Source organism: Paenibacillus pasadenensis DSM 19293 (genome assembly GCF_000422485.1).
Taxonomy (GTDB): domain Bacteria; phylum Bacillota; class Bacilli; order Paenibacillales; family Paenibacillaceae; genus Paenibacillus_O; species Paenibacillus_O pasadenensis.
Genome location: NZ_KE383847.1, coordinates 109,620 through 126,967, shown reverse-complemented (window position 1 = coordinate 126,967; position 17,348 = coordinate 109,620). Strand labels below are relative to the sequence as shown.

The window sequence follows — 17,348 nt, the reverse complement described above, 5'->3', positions numbered from 1 at the left end:
GCGTCATCCGTCGCTCCCCGCTGGGGAGCGTGGATTGAAACTGCGCGGTGCTCTCCCACTGCATGGCCTCGTAGTGGTCGCTCCCCGCTGGGGAGGGGGGATTGAAACTACTCAAGGAGGATACCCATGAAAAAGACTGACATCCGTCGCTCCCCACTGGGAAGCGTGTGAATTGAAACAAAGCTCACTTGAAATTCCAAAGTTCCAAAATTCCAAAATAAATACGCTCCCCAGCGGGGAGCGTAAACCGAAACAACCAATATGACAACGCGAAGAAGCAGACTACGCAGGTCTCGCCTGAGGGCATCGGTTAACACAGAACTCCGCTGATGCCGGTCGCCGAACCACGGGCAGCTTCCCCCGTCACTCCCCGCCTTGGCTCTCATACTTGCTCCGCAGCCGCCGGACCGCGTCCATCAGCTCGCGCCCCGCGAGCTTCTCCGCCTGTCCGTACAGCGGCTCCCACAAGTCCATCCACTCGCGTCGCTCCGCCTCTCCCAGGTCGATGATGCTCATCAGGCGGCCGCTCCTCATTTCCGCCAGCTCCTTGCGGCTCATTTCCCGCGCACTCTCGTTGGCCCACCCGGTCGTCTCCCGCATCGCCTCTTGGATGATGCCCTGCACATCCGACGGCAGGCTTTCCCAGAACGAGAGGTTCATCACCACGGCGTACCCGAGGTACGCATGATTGCTGACCGTCATATAGTTTTGCACCTGATAGAACTTCTTGCTGTAAATATTCGTGATCGTGTTCTCCCCGCCGTCGACCGTCCCGCTTTCGAAAGCCTTGTACACGCTGTTGAACGGAATATCCGCCGTAGCCGCTCCCAAAGACCGGAACTGCGCGTCGATGATCGGGCTAGGAAGGATGCGGAATTTCAGGCCGCGGAAATCCTGCGGATGCTCCAAAGGCCGATCGCTCGCGGTCATCTGCTTGAATCCGTTGCCCCAGAAGGCGAGTCCGATCATCCCTCGGCTCTCCAGCCGCTTGAACAGCATCGAGCCGACTTCGCCGCCGAACGCCTCCTCCACCGCCTTTTCCGTGGGGAAAGCGAAGGGCAGGTCCATGACGCTCCACTCCGGCATGCGGGTCGACAGATTGGAGAAGGCCGGAGCGATCATCTGCACATCCCCGCGCGCCAGCGCAGCCTGCTCGTCCGGCTCCGTGTACAGCGTTCCGTTCGGAAACAGCTGCACCTGCACCTTGCCTCCGGACTTCTCCTCCACCAGGTCCGCGAACCGCTGCGCGGCGAGCCCCTTCGGCGTGTTCTCCGCGACGACATAGCTGAACTTGATGACATGCCTGCCGCTGAAGCCCGTCTGTTCGTCGTCCACCGGCAGCGGGCCGGGCAGCTTGTATCCCCCAAGCCAGAAGATCGTCAGCACGGCGGCAGCAGCCAGCAGCAGCCCTCCGCCCCATAGCTTGAATCGCCATTTCCCCATTCCGACACGAGCCCCCCGTCCTAGCCTGTTTGGACATCATCTTACCCTATCCGCCCTCTTTTGCAGAAGCCCTTGGCCGAATTCCCCGCCGGTTTGCATGCCTCAAGCTCTGGTGTATGATGAGGAAAAAGAGGCGCCGCTCTTATTCCAACGCAAGGAGACAGGCCCGACCATGCTGAAGCAGCTTAAAATCAATTGGAAAATCGCCCTGCTCTCCTTTGGCGTCGTGCTGTTCGCGCTTGCTGCCGGCGGCGGCGTCGCAGTCGGCAGCATTCTCCACCTGCAGGAGAAGGAGCTCGGCAGGCGGCTGCTCGTCACCGCCAAGACGGCGGCCAGCCTTCCGGTTATCGTCGCCGGCCTGGAGGATGCGGCCCTGCAGCCCAAGCTGCGGGAGGCCGCCGAAAAAATCGGCATCATCCATGACGCCACCTATGTGGTCGTCTTGGACATGCAGCATAAGCGGCTGTCGCATCCGGTTCCGGACCGGGTGGGCACCTTTTCCAGAGGAACCGACGAAGGACCGGCATTCGCCGAGCACAGCTATGTCTCCAAGGCAAAGGGCGAGCTCGGCACCGCGCTGCGCGCCTTCGTCCCGGTCATGGACAGCATGCATGTGCAGATCGGCACGGTTCTGGTCGGCCGGGTCCTCCCCTCGCCGAGGGAGGTCATCCTGCCCTTCGCCGGGCAAATCTCCACTGTCCTGCTGCTGTCGCTGCTCGTCGGCCTGGCCGGCTCATGGGCGCTCGCGAGGCAAATCAAAAAAGAGATGTTCGATATGGAGCCGCTGGAAATCGCGCGGCTGCTGATGGAGCGGGATGCGACGTTCCACGCGATGCATGAGGGCGTCATCGCCATCCATAACGACGAGCGGATTGCCGTGTTCAACGAACGGGCCCGACAGATTTTCCATATCGGAGGCGACGTGGTCGGGCGGCCGATCCGCGACGTTCTCCCCGATACCCGGCTGCCCGAGATTCTAGAGCTGGATGCTCCGGTCTACCAGCAGGAAATCTTCATCGGCGGCCAGCATATCGTCAGCAACCGCGTGCCGATCCGCGTGCAGGGGCATACCGTCGGTGCCGTCGCCATCTTCCAGGACCGGACCGAGGTCGCCCGGATGGCGGAGGAGCTGACCGGGGTCAAAGCGCTCGTAGAGACGGTAAGGGTTCAGAACCATGAATATATGAACCGCCTGCACACGATCGGCGGGCTGATCCAGCTTGGACAAGGCGAAAAAGCTCTTGATTACCTGTTCCGCATGTCGGACGAACGCGAGCAGCTGAACCGGTTTCTCGGCACCCGTTTTTTCCATGACAGCCTGACGGGCTTGCTGCTCGGCAAGATCAGCCGGGGCCGTGAGCTCGGCATCGACGTGAGGATCGATCCGCACAGCCGGCTGCAGCGGTTTCCCAAGCATCTCGACCATCATGACTTCGTCGTCCTGCTCGGCAACCTGATTGAAAACGCCTTCGATTCGCTGGCGTCCGCTCCGGAGCCCCGGCGGGTGCTCGTCAGCCTCGAGCAAGACGACGAGCAGCTCTCGATGCTGGTGGAGGACAACGGCTGCGGCATGGACGAGCTCGTCCGCCAGCGCATGTTCGAGCGCGGCTTCAGCACCAAGCCCGGAGACGGAAGGGGCATCGGCATGTTCCTCATCGCCGGCATCGCGGAGAAAGGCGGCGGAACGATCCGGGTCGAATCCGCGCCTGGCGCCGGCGCGTCCATCACGCTGAGCTTTCCGATGACAGAGGAGAGTCGGCCGAAGAAAGGAAGAAGCGAGCATGAAGAGGATTAAGGTCGTCCTGATCGAAGACGATCCCATGGTGCGCGAGGTGAACCGGCAGTTCGTGGAATCGGTAGAGGGCTTCCATGTCACCGGCACCGCATCCAGCGGACGGGAAGGCATGGAGCTGATCCGCCAGATGAACCCGGACCTCGTCATTCTCGATATTTACATGCCGGGCCTCGACGGAATCCAGACGCTCCGGCAGCTGCGCAGCGAAGGCCATGCCGCCGGCGTCATCGTCATCAGCGCCGCCAACGACCGGGACACGATCCGCTCGATGGTGCAAGGCGGCGCGGATGACTACATCATGAAGCCGTTCAAGGCGGAGCGCGTGCGGGAAGCCCTGCTGCGCTGGCGCCAGCGCAGCAGGCAGCTCGCCGACGGCGGCCAGCTGGATCAGGGCGAGCTGGACCGCTTCCTGCACGGTCCCCTATCCGCGTCAGCCTCCGCGCCTGCCTCCGACAACGGAGGCAGCCTGCCGAAGGGATTGCAGGCCGCAACGCTGGAGCATATCCTGCGTTATCTCGCGCTGCAGGAGGAAGCCGTATCGGCTGAGAGCGTCGCCGAGAATGTCGGCATCGCCCGCGTTACCGCCAGACGGTATTTGGAGCATCTGGCCAAGAGCGGCCAGCTCCGCCTTCAGCTGCAATACGGCCTCGGCAGGCCGGTCAACCTTTATTCTCTGGACAAAAGCTGAGCTACATGCCTCATCGAGAACCGCAGCCGCCCCGGCTGCGGTTTTTTGCTTTCCGGCAGAGCGATCGGCTCCCCTCGGACGACCTGCTCCCCCATGACCATAAAGACCAAAACAACCATTATGACCGCATGCTAGCGCTTTCAATTGAAAGCGATATCATGAAAGGCAGACCCGCTTTCCAACCCTGAACCTTATCTTATATCCATGAAAAGGATGTGCCGTCCTATGTCCATCCCCGCAGGAGCTTCCACGCCGATCATACTCCGGCTGGAGCTCAGCCGCTCCACCGCTTCGTTCGCCCAGATCGCTACCGTCATCGGCGATACCGGGGGCGATATCGTCGCGATCGACGTCACCCGGTCGGACGCCGCCTCCACCGTGCGCGACCTGACCGTCAACGTGTACGAACGGAGTCATGCCGACCGGATCGCAGCGGCCGTCGGCCGGCTGCCGGGCGTCCGCGTGCTGCAGGTATCCGACCAGACGTTCCTCCTCCATATCGGAGGCAAGATCGAAACGACGCCCAAGACGCCGATCAAAAATCGGGACGATCTGTCCCGCGTCTATACGCCCGGAGTGGCAAGAGTGTGCATGGCCATTCATGAAAAGCCGTCGCGCGCCCATACGCTGACCATCAAGCGCAACACGATCGCCGTCGTCTCCGACGGCTCGGCCGTGCTTGGCCTCGGCAATATCGGACCGCAGGCCGCGATGCCGGTCATGGAAGGCAAGGCCGTCCTGTTCAAGCAGTTCGCCGGGGTGGATGCGTTCCCGATCTGCCTGAACACGCAGGACACCGAAGAAATTATCGCAATCGTCAAAGCGCTGTCCCCGACCTTCGGCGGCATCAATCTGGAGGACATCTCCGCTCCGCGCTGCTTCGAGATCGAACGGCGGCTGGCGGAGGAGCTCGATATTCCTGTCTTCCACGACGACCAGCACGGCACCGCCGTCGTGCTGCTGGCCGGCTTGCTCAATGCCGTCAAGCTTACCGGCAAGACGCTGGAGTCGTGCAAGATCGTCGTATGCGGCATCGGCGCCGCCGGCACGGCCTGCTCCAAGATGCTGATGGCCGCAGGCGTGACCAACATCATCGGCGTGGATCGCGAGGGCGCCCTCGTCCCCGGCAAGAGCTACGCCAACGAATTCTGGCAGTGGTATGCCGACAACTCCAATCCTTTCCGGCTCGAGGGCAGCCTCTCCGACGTGATCGAGGACGCGGACATCTTCATCGGCGTCTCCGGTCCCGGCGTGCTGAAGGCCGAGGATTTGAAAAAAATGGCCGTCGACCCGATCGTCTTCGCGATGGCGAACCCGACTCCCGAAATTCTGCCGGAGGAGGCCGCGCCTTACGTCCGCGTCATGGCGACAGGCCGCTCCGACTATCCGAACCAGATCAACAACGTGCTCTGCTTCCCGGGCATCTTCCGCGGCATCCTCGACTGCCGCGCCTCCCGCGTCACGGAGGAGATGAAGCTCGCTGCCGCCAAAGCGATCGCTTCCGTCGTGACGGACGAGGAGCTGAACGAGCAGTATATCATTCCGAGCGTGTTCAACCACCTGGTCGTGGAGAGGGTGCGCGAGGCGGTCATCGAAGCGGCGTACGCCTCCGGCGTCGCCCGCAAGGAAACTCCCTCCAAGCCGAGGGCTTCGTCTCCGACTCCGATCTAAGGACCGCCATCCGCCATCAAGCCTGACCATCGACCAGCCCAGAAAGAGGGATTCCGATGAAAATCAACTTCAGAAACCTGACGGTCCAGGTGCTGACCGCCATCGTGATCGGCATCGCCATCGGGTATTTCTTCCCGAGCTTCGGGGCTTCGCTCAAGGTGCTCGCCGACGTCTTCATCAAGCTGATCAAAATGGTCATCACTCCGATCGTGTTCTTCACGATCGTCATCGGCTTCGCCGGCATGGGCAGCATGAAAAAGATCGGCCGCATCGGCGGCAAAGCGCTGCTTTACTTCGAGCTCGTCACCACCTTCGCCATGGCGATCGGCATCGCTGTCGCCTTCCTGATCCGTCCCGGCGACGGCATCGACACCTCCGGCGTCGACAGCAAGTCCGATGCGGTAGCCGGCTACGCGCAGCAGGCTTCCGAAACCTCGCATGGCTTCAAGGACTTCCTGCTCGGCATCATTCCCGACAACGCGATCGCTGCCATGGCGAGCGGACAGATGCTGCCGGTGCTGTTCTTTTCCGTCCTGTTCGGCCTCGCGCTTTCCATGATCGGCGAGAAAGGCCGTCCGGTGACCGAGTTTTTTGAGAAGCTGAACGAGATCTTCTTCAAAATCGTCGGCATCATCATGAGGTTCTCTCCGTATGCGGCAGGCGGAGCGATGGCCTATACGATCGGCAAATTCGGTCTCGGCTCCCTGCTGTCGCTGGGGAAAATGATGGTCGCGACGTACATGACCATGTTCCTGTTCATCATCGTCATACTCGGCCTGATCGCCCGCTACTACAAGTTCAGCATCTTCGGCCTGATCCGCCACATCAAGGAGGAGATCCTGCTCGTGCTCGGCACCTCCTCCTCCGAGTCCGCGCTGCCTCGCCTGATGAACAAGATGGAGACCTACGGCTGCTCCAAGCCCGTCGTCGGGCTCGTCGTTCCTACCGGCTACTCCTTCAATCTGGACGGCACCAGCATCTACCTCTCGATGGCGGCGCTGTTCATCGCCCAGGCTTATGGCATCGAGCTGACGCTCCTCCAGATTCTGACCTTCCTCGGCGTGCTCATGCTCACTTCCAAAGGAGCGGCAGGCGTGACCGGCTCCGGCTTCATCACGCTTGCGGCTACGCTGGCCGCTCTGCCCGGCCATCCGATTCCGCTCGAGGGCATCGCGCTGCTTATCGGCGTCGACCGCTTCATGTCGGAGGCCCGCGCCATCACGAACCTGATCGGCAACTCGGTGGCGACCGTCGTCATCGCCAAGAGCGAAAATCAGTTCCAGTCCTCCAAGGAGCCTGGCCTAGCAACAGGGACTGCTGCCGGCCATTCCGCTTCTGTCGAAGCTTGAGCCGGGCGGGACCGGATTCGCTTCCCGGCACGTCATGCCGCTCTTGCGTATCCCGCCGTCTACCCCGCCAGCTCCGCCTGCACCTGCACCCGCCGCTCCGCGCGCTGCTCGGGCGTCAGCATCGGGCAGGTGTAGCACTTCTGGCCGCCCTCGCGCTGGTCGTACAGGCAGCAGGACGACTGCATCATGAGCTTGTCGCCGCCGGTCGGGTACGGATTGTCGCAATACCGCGCCTTATGGACGAACGGGTTGCGCCTCGTGCCGAACGCCTCCGCCGGGATGCCCTCGGCGAGCACGCGGAAGGCAAGCGCCATGCGCTCCCGCACCGGCTCGGGCAGCGGCATCGTGCCGGCGAACTCCTTCATGTACTCGCTCATGGCGCCGTACTGCTGCCAGATCGCCGCGGCCTTCAACCCCGACGCCTCCGACACGGCCTCGACCGCCGGCCTGACAAACGACCGCACATAGTCCGTCCACGCCGCCGCCAGCAGCTCCTCCGCCCGTTCGGACGGAACCGGCTGAGGCAGCAGCTCCTTGATGCGGAAGCCGAGATGCGCATGATCGTCATGCGCCTCGACCTGGAACGTCAGCCGCTCCGGCGACAGGTCGAGGATCGACTCGTACATCGCATACAGATAAGCCTGCGTCAGCAGCAGCTTGCCGATCGTCGTCCCGACGAACGAAGCGGGCAGCGCCCGGCTCGTCGCCTGCACGGTCGCGCCTCCGAGATCCAGCGCCCCGCCGAGCGACTCCGCGTCGAAGAAGCGGTCCGCGTCCATCTCGAACAGAGGCTCGTCCGCCCCCTCCGGGGAGATATGGTAATACATCTTGATGATGCCGAAATCGAAGCTTGCCGTCTCTTGCGCCACGCCGATCACCTCGTCCACATAATGCCTTTCCTTCCTTCAGCTTACCACAACGGCTTCAGCCAAAAAAACAGAGCCTTTCCGGTCGGGGACCGAAAAGGCTCTTCTTCATCTCCTTGCAGGCGATCAGCTCTCGCTCTGCAGCTTGCCTGCCGCCGCGCCGGCGCTTTCGCCTTCGGCCGGAGCCGGAGCGGTCTGGTTCGTCGTGCGCAGCGGAATCTCCCGCAGGAAGAACACGAGCACGAGCGAGACGCAGAGCACGAGCGTGCCGACGAGGAAGACGAGCGCCAGCGTGTCGCCGAGCGCGCCGCGGAACTGCTCGATCAGCTGCAGGAACAGCGTCCGCGCCTGCTCCGGCAGGCCAGCTGCCGTCTCGTCGATGAGCGGCTTGTTCATGAGCAAGTTCGGGTTGGCGAACCCGGTCAGCTGCTGCGCGACGGTCGGATCGAGCTGGCTCAGGTCCGGCATGTTCGGCGAGGTCAGCGTATCCTTGAGGTTTTTGGTCAGCGTATTGGACATGACCGTGCCCATGACGGCGATGCCGATCGTGCCGCCCAGGTTGCGGAACAGCTGCGAGGACGCCGTGACGACGCCGAGCTCGGTATGCGCCACTGCGTTCTGGGTGGCCAGCGAGAATACCGGCATGCCCATGCCGATGCCGATGCCGAAGATGCACATGCTCAGCACGGCCATGCCGACGCTGTTCATGAGGACCATGATGCCCATGCCGAGAATCATGATCGGCACGCCGATCAGAGCGTAGCGCTTGTACTTGCCGCTTTTGGAGATGCGCTGTCCGATGAGCGCGCTCGTCACGACCATGAAGATCGACATCGGCATCGTGACGTACCCGGAGTACGTGGCGGAGATGCCAAGCACGCCCTGGACGAAGAACGTCAGGTAGATAAGCGCGCCCATCATGCCGAAGTTCATCAGGAAGCCGATGAGGTTCGAGACGGTGACGATGCCGTTCTTGAACAGATGCAGCGGCAGGATCGGGCTCTTGGCGTAGCGCTCGACCATCACGAAGATGAAGCCGGACACCAGCGCGGCTGCGAACAGTCCCAGAATCTCAGGCGAGCCCCACGCATGATTCGGGCCGGCCAGGGAGAATCCGAGCAGCAGCGGCACGATCGTCGTCGTCAGGAACAACGAGCCGAGAAGATCGATCTTCTCCCCTTTGACGCGCTCGATTTTCGGGAAGAGCACCCAGATCATCGCGAACGCGACGACGCCGAGCGGCAGGAAGATCCAGAACAGCCAGTGCCAGTCGAGATGGTCGACGAGATAGCCGCCGAGCGTCGGGCCGAGCACGCTCGAGAAGCCGAAGACGGCGGTCATGAGGCCCATCCACTTGGAGCGCTCGCGCGGAGAGAACAAGTCTCCGACCGCCATGAACGCCGTCGACTGGATGATGCCGGCGCCGATGCCCTGGATGCCGCGGTACGTGATGAACTGATAGACGTCGCTGGACGTGCCCGTCAGGAACGCCCCGATGATGAACAGCAGGATGCCCGCCAGGATGAACGGCTTGCGTCCGAACATGTCGGACAGCTTGCCGACGAGAATCGTGGCGATCGTCGAGGTCAGCAGGTAGATGTTGATCGTCCAGGTGTAGTACTCCATGCCGTCCAGAATCGCGATGATGCGCGGCATCGCCGTGCTCGTGATCGTCTGGTTGATGGCCGCGAAGAACATGGCCGCCATGACGGCGATCATGATCGACAGCTTTCGTTTATGCGTTAAATGTTCCATGATGTCTCTCGTTCTCCTCGTTTCTTTTCTTTGTCCGCCATTCGGCCGCGCCTTGGCGCCGCCTCAAGCTTCCGCCGCGCTCTGGCCCTCCGCCGGCACGTCCTCGGCCAGCTTCTCCATCAGGCCGGAGAGCGTGCGCTGCTCCTCCACGGTCAGCTTGACGAGCCTCCGCTCGATCAGCTTTTCCCTCAGCTGCTGAAACTTCTCCAGCGCCTTCCTGCCCTCGTCCGTGATCTCCACAAAAACAGCTCTCCGATCTACGGTGTCCGGTTTTCGCCTTACCCATCCGCCCGACTCCAGCCGATCCATCATGACGGTGACGGCGCTCGGCTTGACCTCCAGCTTGTCGGCGATCAGCGCCAGCTTGCACGGTCCCTTGACCTTGACCAGATGCAGCGCGAACAGCTGCGTCCGCGTCATGCCGCATTCCTTGAGCAGCTCCGGCATGGACATCTCCATCGTCTGGATGAAGGCTTGCACGGCGGCGTGAAATCGCTTGGCCTCCTCTTTCACTCGCGCGCCTCCTTTTGTTAAATCAATAATATATTTATACTCCTTTAACTATATCAGTGTCAAATACTTTTAAGCATGAAAAAACCGCCTCGCGAATGCGAGGCGGTCAGCATGCATGTCCAGGCGATCCGGCCGGAAAGGTCGAAGTCTGGCAGCGGGCGGACGAAAGGTCCGTCCCGCTCAATCGTAGTCCTTGTGGACCCATTCGTCCTCGGGCAGCTCGAAGCCTTCCTCCGAGTAGCGCTGCTCGCGGAACGGATCGGCCTCGTTGTGGAAGCCGTTGCGCTCCCAGAAGCCCGGACGGTCCTCGGTCATGAACTCGAAGCCGCGCAGCCACTTGGCGCTCTTCCAGAAGTACAGATGCGGCACGACGAGGCGCAGCGGCCCGCCATGCTTGTCCGTCAGCGGCTCCCCGCCGTAGCGGAAGGCGAGCAGGATGTCGTCGCCCATCAGATCGGCGAGCGGCACGTTCGTCTCGTAGTCGTAGTCGCCGTACACCATTACATGCTTGGCCTCCGGCAGCGGCTCGATGCCCAGATGCCGCAGGAAGTCGCGGAAGAGGATGCCCTCCCACACCGTATCCATCTTGGACCAGCGGGTGACGCAGTGGATGTCGCGCATGACGCTCACGCGCGGCAGGCTTTCGAGCTCGGCGAACGAAAAGCGGCGCTCCTCCCGGACCGCGCCGGTCACGCGCAGGTCCCAGGTCGACATGTCGTAGGCCGGAACCGCCCCTTCGTGCAGGATCGGGAACCGGTCGGTCACCGTCTGGCCGGGCGGCACGCGGTCGCCGTATTTGGCGTCCGGCTTGATCTTCTGGAGCAGCGCCGCCGCATTGCGCTTCAGGCGCTCCGCCTTGTCGCTCTCGTAAGGCTGAGCCATCGGCGTTAGACGCCCATCCGCCGGCGCTGGTTGTTCGGCTTCTTGTTGAGCTGGCTGCGCAGCTCCTTCGCTCCGCCCTGGGCGCCGCTCTGGCCTTGCTTGCCGACAGCCTGCGTCTGCTTCTTCTGCTGCAGCTTCAGCTTGGCCGCCGCGGCCAGCGACATTTTTTTCGGCTGGGCTTCGGCTTCCGCCGCCGCTCCGTCCGCCTGGACTTCCGCCGATTCGTTGCGTTCGGTCATGTGTATCCCTCCATGCTTGTCCGTTTGATGATTCCTACCGCTAGTGTAGCCTATTTTGCCCCGAAGCGCCATGCGCAAAACGGCTATAGCCGAATCGCTCCCTCGTCTTTCGTCCGCCCCGGAGATCCGGATTCCGGTCAGGCGCGAGCGGCTGCGGAAGCTCCCGTCATGCCGAGGGCGCGGCCAGCTCGGCCTGCAGCTCCTCGTGGATGAGGCCGTTCGTCGCCAGCACGTCGCGCACGCCGAGATGGTACGGCTCCCCGTTCTGGTCGCCGATGCGTCCGCCCGCTTCCTGCACGAGCAGCGCCCCCGCGGCGATGTCCCAGCTGCTCAGGCCGACCTCCCAAAATCCGCTCAGCCTGCCGGCCGCCACATAGGCCAGATGGAGCGCGGCCGAGCCGCCCGAGCGGATGTTGCGCACCTGCGGCGCGATCCGCTGCAGCTGCGCCAGGTTGCGCGGCAGCGCCTCGCGATGCTCCGCCGGGAAGCCGGTCGCGACGAGGCTCGTCCGCAGCGCCGCCTCGCCCGACACGCTCATGCGCTTGCCATGGACATAGGCTCCTTTGCCTTTTTCCGCGATGAACAGCTCGTCCGCCGAAGGATCGTAGACGACGCCGAGGATGACCTCTCCGCGCCGCGCGAGCGCGATCGACACGGTGAAGAACGGGAAGCCGTGCACGAAGTTGGTCGTCCCGTCGACGGGATCGACGATCCACAGATATTCGGCGTCGCGCACGTCCTCCAGCGCCTGCGCGGAGGCGGCCGGACCGGGCTCTACCCCTTCCTCGCCAAGGAAGGAATGGTCCGGAAAGTTCATCATGATCAGGCTGCGGATCAGCTTCTCCGAGCCGCGGTCGACCTCGGTGACGAGATCATGGGGCGACTGCTTCTCCTTGAGCGTCTGGTAGGCGCCCAGCTTGGACTGGATCCATTCCCCCGCCTTGGACGCGCAGTTGATCGCCACCGCCGCGAAGCTCTTGCTGCCTACGATCGGTTCGTTCATGCTTCTCCCCCGTTTCCTTTTCTCTAAATGTAAGCCTTTCCAATGTCCGAATGCAAAATACGGATGCCTCCTCGGTATACGAACGGCATCCGTATTCGGATTCAAGCGACTTCCCGACTTCCCGCGAAGCTCTCCGCTACAGCTGGGAAGCTCCCTGCCAGATGAGCCGCGCGGCCAGCACGAGCAGCGTCGCCCGCAGCAGCCACAGGATCGCCTTGCCGCTCATGCGGCTGGCGATCCAGGCGCCGGCCTTGCCGCCGAGCCAGGCGCCCGGCGCGAGCGCCGCCACGAGCAGCCAGTCGATCTCGCCCATCGCGCCGTGCACGACGCTGCCGCTGATCGACGACAGGAAGATGACGAACATCGACGTCGCCGTCGCCACATGCGGCGGAAAGGCGAACAGCAGCACCATGACCGGCACGAACAGCGAGCCGCCGCCGATGCCGAACAGGCCGGAGACGATGCCGACGAGCAGTCCGATGCCGAGCAGCAGCGGCAGGCTGTAGCCGTAGACATGCTCGATGCCCGCGCCGTCGGTCATGCGCACCGTCACCGGCCACTGGCGCGCGGACGGCTTGATGCGGTCGCGCAGGATGAGCAGCAGCGCCATCAGCAGCATGAAGATGCCGAAGCTGAGCTGGAACGCCGGGCCGTGGAACTGCGACGTCAGCGCCGAGCCGGCCATCGCGCCCGGGCCGCTCGTGATGAACAGCAACCAGGCGCTGCGGAAGTCCACCTTGCGCTGCTTGGCATAGGTGCGCGAGGAGGCAAGCGCCGTCACGATGAGCACCGCCAGCGACGTGCCGACGGCGGTCGCCTCCGGGATCGGCGCGCCGGTCAGCTGCGGGCCGAGCAGCAGCAGCACCGGCACGATGATGATGCCGCCGCCGAGACCGACGATGCTGCCGAAGATCGAGGCGACGACGCCTGTAAGCAAGATCAGGATCCATTCAAGCATGCGTTGCGATTCCCCATTTCTATCCTCTAAAAAACGCTACAGCTCGATCGTCGAGCCGTCCACGACGCGGACGCCTTGTCCGGCCGCCTCCAGCTTGCGCATCTCCTCCATCAGCCAGGCGAGCGCCTGGTCCTTGGCCTTGGCCTCGAGCATGCAGTCGATATGCGGCACCGAGCCGTTTACGCTCCGCAGGAAGGCGAGCAGCGGCCCCGGCTCCACGCCGTCGGCATGGCCGCGCGGATCGCGGAGGCTTTTCGGGCTGGAGGCGTGGATCTTGGGCGGCAGCCCCTCCGGCCCGCCGCCCAGGCCGAGCCGCTCCTGCTCCCGGCGCCACGTCGCGGCGATGCGCGGCCACAGCTCGCCATGCAGCGACTCCGGCGTCTCGCCGCCGTCGTTCACCCAGTGGTGATGGATGTCCAGCACGACCGGATTGCCCGTCTGCTCGGCGATGTCCAGCGTCTCGCGCGCGGTGAACGTCTTGTCGTCATTCTCGAGCGTGACGCGCCCGCGCAGGGCGGACCCGAGCTCGCCGAACTGGCGGACGAAGCGCTCTCCCGACACGGCCTTGTCGCCGTAGGCGCCGCCGACGTGGATGTTGCATTTGGCCCGCTCGTCCAGCCCCATCGCCTCCAGCATGCGGACATGATGCTCCATGTCGCGGATCGAGCTGCGCAGCACCTCCGGCCGCGGCGTGCTGAACACGCAGAAGTGGTCGGGATGGAAGCTGACGCGCATGCCGTGCTTCCGCACGAACGCGCCGATGTCGGCGAACGCCGGAGCAAGCGCCGGATACGGGTCCCAGTCGCTCAGCGCTTCATGCGTGGCGAGCGGGATGAGCTTGGAGGAGAACCGGTACAGGTGGATGTCCGAATAGCGGTTGTTGTTCAGGATGCGCAGCGTGCTGCGCAGGTTGTCTTCGGCGATGCGCTCCAGCCTGGCGAGGCCGGCCTCCCGGTCGCCCAGCTTGGCGAAGTTCGTGTAGGTCATCGTGCGCGACGGGGAGGCGTTCTCCAGCAGCAGGCTCATCGCGACAAAGCCGAAGCGGACGATCATCCCCGCTCTCCGAAGAACATCTCATGCGCGAGGTCCGTCTGGACGCGCGACTCTTCCTCGGTCAGCTTGCGCACCAGCTCCATCTCGACCTGGGTGACCTCCTGGCCCTGGAAGTTGATCTCCGCGATGGAGGCGAGGATGCGCACGATCGCGATCGCGCGGTTGTCCGGCGTGTACGCGATCACCTTCTGGCCGGTCGGAAAGACGCGGAAGCCGCTCTTGACCATCTTGCCCTTGCCGTATTCCAGCAGCTCGTACAGCTCCTGCTCGGACTTGAATTTGCAGACGGAATTGAACTCGGTGGCGAAGCCCATCGCTTGTCCCTCCTCTTTATGTAAAAAAGCGCCTCCCCAGAGCAGGGCTCTGCCTGGGGAAAGCACGCTTCAGGCGGCTCAGCCGCCGTAGTGGATCTTCTGCTTGTCGGCGTGGCGCGCCAGCGCCAGCTCGATCAGCGTGTCGAGCAGCTCGCGGTACGGCATGCCGGATTCCTTCCACATGAGCGGGTACATGCTGTACGGCGTGAAGCCCGGCATCGTGTTGACCTCGTTGATGAGCAGCTGGCCGTCGCTCCTCCGGAGGAAGAAGTCGACGCGCGACAGGCCCGAGCCGTCGATCGCCAGATAGGCGCGGATCGCCATCTCGCGCACCGCCTCGGCCGTCTCGGCCGGCAGGTCGGCCGGAATCTGCATGATGCTCGTGCCGTCGACGTACTTGGCGTTGTAGTCGTAGAAGTCCGCGCCGCTGATGACCTCGCCGGGCACGGATGCCCGCGGCTCGTCGTTGCCGAGCACGCTGACCTCGATCTCGCGCGCGTCGACGAACTCCTCGACGACGACCTTGCGGTCGTAGCGCAGCGCCAGCTCGACGGCGGCGATCAGCTCCTCGCGGTTTTTCGCCTTGGAGATGCCGACGCTGCTGCCGAGGTTCGCCGGCTTGACGAAGCACGGATAGCCGAGCGCGACCTCGATCTCCATGACGAAGAACGTATGGTCCTTCTCCCACTGCGTGCGGTTGAAGCTGCGGTAGATGCACTGCGGCAGCCCTTCATGGGCGAACACTTTTTTCATCGTGATTTTGTCCATGCCGACCGCCGAGGCGAGCACGCCCGCGCCGACGTACGGGATGTTTGCCATCTCGAGCAGCCCCTGGATCGTGCCGTCCTCGCCGAAGGTGCCGTGCAGCAGCGGGAAGATGACGTCGACCGCCTTCTCCGGCGCGGCCGCGGCGGCGGCCGCCGCCTGCAGCGCCGACTCGCCGGCCGGCGCAGGGGCCAGGCCGCGGAATACCGGCGCGAGCGCCAGGCTGCTGTCGCCGCCTTCCAGCTTCAGCTGCTCCACGCTGTCCGGAGCCGCGAGCAGCACGCCTGCCGAGCGCCATTCGCCCGTTTTGGTGATGTAGAAGGGCTGAATCTCGTATTTGCCGAAATCGAACGCCCCCATGACCGCCAGCGCCGTCTGCAGCGACACCTCATGCTCTCCCGACTTGCCTCCGTAGACCAGTCCGACGCGAATCTTCTCTCCCATGATGTTAGCCCTCCGGTACCCTCTAGAAATTAGGATGCCAACAGCCGGGTCCGCCCATGCGGACCGGCTGCCGGCATCCTGGCCGTGCTACATGCTGTCGCTCAAATGATAGAACCGGTAGCGGGTCTGCTCCGTCCACGCGTACGAATCCTTGTAATCCCAGTAGCGGTGGCGGCTCGGCACCGTATTGGCGTTGACGAGCGGCATGCCGTCCCCGTCGAACGCCGTCACGACCGTCGTGTGCTGGAAGCGGCCGTCGCCGTTCCAGTCGTAGGTGATCACGTCGCCGAGCTCCAGCTCCGCCGCGCTCTCCACCGGCGTCGCCCGCATGCCTGACGAGCGCGGAAAGCTCAAGTAGAGCTGGAACGCGTTGGACACGGCCCAGCTGTAGCTCCACTGCTCCTGGCCGCCCGTCCGTCCCTTGTACCACCAGCCGGATTCCCTTTTCCCAGTATAGTTCATCGGCGCTTCCCCTGCAAAGACGCACTGCGACACATAATTGGTGCAGTTGACCTCGAATTCCTCGTAAGCGGGATTCGGCTCGTTCCACCACTGGTCCGCGTAGGCTGCGACCAGCTCGCGCCGGTAGCGGGAGGCGCGGGAGCGGGTGTTGATGCGCGGAACGACGCCATAGTTAAGGAAAGGACGCGGCGCGCCGGGCGGCTGGATGCCGCTGCCGCCGCCGTTGCCGTAGGAGCGGTGCTCGGCGAGCGCGCTGTCCGCCGCGGCATGGCCGTAGCGCGGCCGCCGCTCGCCGACGAGCGGCTCGACCCGCGTCAGCCGCCAGCTCCCGTCCGCGCCGGCCGGTGCGAGCCATATCCGCTCGCGCTCGATCCGCTCCTCCGTATACTGGCGGCCTTTGTGCTGGACATGCCGCTTCAGATGCAGCTGGAGCACGACCGACACCTCCGCGCCGGATTCGTTGACCTTGACCAGCGCGGCCCGCGTCTCGCATTGGGAGGTGAGCAGATCCCGCTCCTCGGCCCGCTCGCGCTGCCGCTGGAGCCGGTGCAGCAGGCGCAGCCGATGGTCCGCGTCCGTCATGATTCCGGCGAGCGCGCTGTCGCGCAGCTCCACCTCGGCCTGGTTGCAGGCCTGCACATATTGCTGCACGGCGCCGCGCCAGCCTGCGGGCGGCTCGCTCCGTCGCTCCTCCCCGCCGGCATCGGCTTGCGGAGGCCTTTTTCCCACCTTGATCCGCGCCATCCTTCCCCATCCTCTCCGAAGCGCTATTTCTCCATCTTAATTTCCATCCTATGACGGATGCGCTCCGGATTATGATCCTTTTCCATGAGAGCGCTTTAGAGCGACGATGGGTCCGCATGGACGAGTTCCCGACAGCATTTCATCGAATTTTCGCTAAATATAGCCTTTTACAAGACAGGCCGGCCTGAAGTATGATAAAGTTCAGCACATTTCTATTCTGCTGAATTCCACGAAAGTGGAAGCGGGGGAACCAACCGCAGGCGCCTTGTCGCGCCTGCCGGGGTGAATCCGGCGCGCACCCGACGCGCGGCTGCCGAAGCCGCCGCGGACTGCGCCTGGTAGGGCTACTCTCTTGGCCCGAATCCGTCAGCTAACCCCGTAAGCAACCAAAGGAGAGGTTCGAC

16 protein-coding genes and 1 riboswitch are annotated in these 17,348 nt (G+C 63.6%); of the genes, 4 read left to right on the top strand and 12 right to left on the bottom strand.

The window, feature by feature from the left end:
- Positions 1-363: 363 nt before the first annotated feature.
- The gene (locus H582_RS0111390; protein WP_028598637.1) at positions 364-1,443 is read right to left on the bottom strand and encodes a DctP family TRAP transporter solute-binding subunit; all 1,080 of its coding nucleotides are present in this window, start codon (positions 1,441-1,443) and stop codon (positions 364-366) included.
- Between the two features lie 172 nt (positions 1,444-1,615).
- Between H582_RS0111390 and H582_RS0111385 the strand changes: the two genes are divergently transcribed.
- The 4 genes from H582_RS0111385 (at position 1,616) to H582_RS0111370 (ending at position 6,946) form a co-directional block, all read left to right on the top strand.
- Positions 1,616-3,238, top strand: a complete 1,623-nt coding sequence (locus H582_RS0111385) for an ATP-binding protein (protein WP_043111209.1) — start codon at positions 1,616-1,618, stop codon at positions 3,236-3,238.
- On the top strand, positions 3,225-3,926 hold the full coding sequence (locus H582_RS0111380; protein ID WP_028598635.1) for a response regulator: 702 nt from the start codon (positions 3,225-3,227) through the stop codon (positions 3,924-3,926). The genes H582_RS0111385 and H582_RS0111380 overlap by 14 nt, the downstream gene beginning before the upstream one ends.
- A gap of 225 nt (positions 3,927-4,151) precedes the next feature.
- Positions 4,152-5,597 (top strand): NAD-dependent malic enzyme, encoded by a 1,446-nt coding sequence (locus H582_RS0111375; RefSeq protein WP_028598634.1) that lies wholly within the window; start codon positions 4,152-4,154, stop codon positions 5,595-5,597.
- 56 nt (positions 5,598-5,653) lie between these two features.
- On the top strand, positions 5,654-6,946 hold the full coding sequence (locus H582_RS0111370; protein WP_028598633.1) for a dicarboxylate/amino acid:cation symporter: 1,293 nt from the start codon (positions 5,654-5,656) through the stop codon (positions 6,944-6,946).
- A gap of 59 nt (positions 6,947-7,005) precedes the next feature.
- Here H582_RS0111370 and H582_RS0111365 read toward each other — a convergent pair whose 3' ends face one another.
- The 11 genes from H582_RS0111365 to H582_RS0111315 all read right to left on the bottom strand — a co-directional run bounded on the left by H582_RS0111365 (position 7,006) and on the right by H582_RS0111315 (position 16,944).
- Positions 7,006-7,833 (bottom strand): (2Fe-2S)-binding protein, encoded by an 828-nt coding sequence (locus H582_RS0111365; RefSeq protein WP_028598632.1) that lies wholly within the window; start codon positions 7,831-7,833, stop codon positions 7,006-7,008.
- Positions 7,834-7,938: 105 nt separating this feature from the next.
- Positions 7,939-9,567, bottom strand: a complete 1,629-nt coding sequence (locus H582_RS0111360) for an MFS transporter (protein WP_028598631.1) — start codon at positions 9,565-9,567, stop codon at positions 7,939-7,941.
- Between the two features lie 63 nt (positions 9,568-9,630).
- Positions 9,631-10,080, bottom strand: a complete 450-nt coding sequence (locus tag H582_RS27065) for a MarR family winged helix-turn-helix transcriptional regulator (RefSeq protein ID WP_052333153.1) — start codon at positions 10,078-10,080, stop codon at positions 9,631-9,633.
- 180 nt (positions 10,081-10,260) lie between these two features.
- Complete coding sequence (locus H582_RS0111350) at positions 10,261-10,962, bottom strand: sulfite oxidase-like oxidoreductase (protein ID WP_043111208.1); 702 nt, start codon at positions 10,960-10,962, stop codon at positions 10,261-10,263.
- A 5-nt stretch (positions 10,963-10,967) separates the two neighbouring features.
- Complete coding sequence (locus H582_RS0111345; RefSeq protein WP_028598629.1) at positions 10,968-11,201, bottom strand: hypothetical protein; 234 nt, start codon at positions 11,199-11,201, stop codon at positions 10,968-10,970.
- A gap of 166 nt (positions 11,202-11,367) precedes the next feature.
- Entirely contained in the window at positions 11,368-12,204 is an 837-nt protein-coding gene (locus H582_RS0111340) for an inositol monophosphatase family protein (protein ID WP_028598628.1), read from the bottom strand.
- Positions 12,205-12,340: 136 nt separating this feature from the next.
- Positions 12,341-13,162, bottom strand: coding sequence for a sulfite exporter TauE/SafE family protein (locus tag H582_RS0111335; RefSeq protein WP_028598627.1), 822 nt, complete (start codon positions 13,160-13,162; stop codon positions 12,341-12,343).
- A 36-nt stretch (positions 13,163-13,198) separates the two neighbouring features.
- Positions 13,199-14,215: a UV DNA damage repair endonuclease UvsE gene (gene uvsE, locus H582_RS0111330; protein ID WP_028598626.1), complete on the bottom strand. Its 1,017-nt coding sequence runs from the start codon at positions 14,213-14,215 to the stop codon at positions 13,199-13,201.
- Positions 14,212-14,529 (bottom strand): hypothetical protein, encoded by a 318-nt coding sequence (locus tag H582_RS0111325; protein ID WP_028598625.1) that lies wholly within the window; start codon positions 14,527-14,529, stop codon positions 14,212-14,214. The genes uvsE and H582_RS0111325 overlap by 4 nt, the downstream gene beginning before the upstream one ends.
- A gap of 78 nt (positions 14,530-14,607) precedes the next feature.
- On the bottom strand, positions 14,608-15,738 hold the full coding sequence (locus H582_RS0111320) for a D-alanine--D-alanine ligase (RefSeq protein WP_028598624.1): 1,131 nt from the start codon (positions 15,736-15,738) through the stop codon (positions 14,608-14,610).
- Between the two features lie 87 nt (positions 15,739-15,825).
- Positions 15,826-16,944: an amidase domain-containing protein gene (locus H582_RS0111315; protein WP_052333152.1), complete on the bottom strand. Its 1,119-nt coding sequence runs from the start codon at positions 16,942-16,944 to the stop codon at positions 15,826-15,828.
- A 208-nt stretch (positions 16,945-17,152) separates the two neighbouring features.
- A riboswitch (cyclic di-AMP (ydaO/yuaA leader) is annotated at positions 17,153-17,344 on the top strand.
- The last annotated feature ends 4 nt before the right edge of the window (positions 17,345-17,348 follow it).

Coding starts and splice junctions, on each gene's coding strand:
- H582_RS0111315 (WP_052333152.1), bottom strand. CDS start 16,944: ATGGCGCGGATCAAGGTGGGAAAAAGGCCTCCGCAAGCCGATGCCGGC.
- H582_RS0111340 (WP_028598628.1), bottom strand. CDS start 12,204: ATGAACGAACCGATCGTAGGCAGCAAGAGCTTCGCGGCGGTGGCGATC.
- H582_RS0111385 (WP_043111209.1), top strand. CDS start 1,616: ATGCTGAAGCAGCTTAAAATCAATTGGAAAATCGCCCTGCTCTCCTTT.
- H582_RS0111360 (WP_028598631.1), bottom strand. CDS start 9,567: ATGGAACATTTAACGCATAAACGAAAGCTGTCGATCATGATCGCCGTC.
- H582_RS0111345 (WP_028598629.1), bottom strand. CDS start 11,201: ATGACCGAACGCAACGAATCGGCGGAAGTCCAGGCGGACGGAGCGGCG.
- uvsE (WP_028598626.1), bottom strand. CDS start 14,215: ATGATCGTCCGCTTCGGCTTTGTCGCGATGAGCCTGCTGCTGGAGAAC.
- H582_RS0111375 (WP_028598634.1), top strand. CDS start 4,152: ATGTCCATCCCCGCAGGAGCTTCCACGCCGATCATACTCCGGCTGGAG.
- H582_RS0111350 (WP_043111208.1), bottom strand. CDS start 10,962: ATGGCTCAGCCTTACGAGAGCGACAAGGCGGAGCGCCTGAAGCGCAAT.
- H582_RS0111380 (WP_028598635.1), top strand. CDS start 3,225: ATGAAGAGGATTAAGGTCGTCCTGATCGAAGACGATCCCATGGTGCGC.
- H582_RS0111370 (WP_028598633.1), top strand. CDS start 5,654: ATGAAAATCAACTTCAGAAACCTGACGGTCCAGGTGCTGACCGCCATC.
- H582_RS0111335 (WP_028598627.1), bottom strand. CDS start 13,162: ATGCTTGAATGGATCCTGATCTTGCTTACAGGCGTCGTCGCCTCGATC.
- H582_RS0111390 (WP_028598637.1), bottom strand. CDS start 1,443: ATGGGGAAATGGCGATTCAAGCTATGGGGCGGAGGGCTGCTGCTGGCT.
- H582_RS0111320 (WP_028598624.1), bottom strand. CDS start 15,738: ATGGGAGAGAAGATTCGCGTCGGACTGGTCTACGGAGGCAAGTCGGGA.
- H582_RS0111325 (WP_028598625.1), bottom strand. CDS start 14,529: ATGGGCTTCGCCACCGAGTTCAATTCCGTCTGCAAATTCAAGTCCGAG.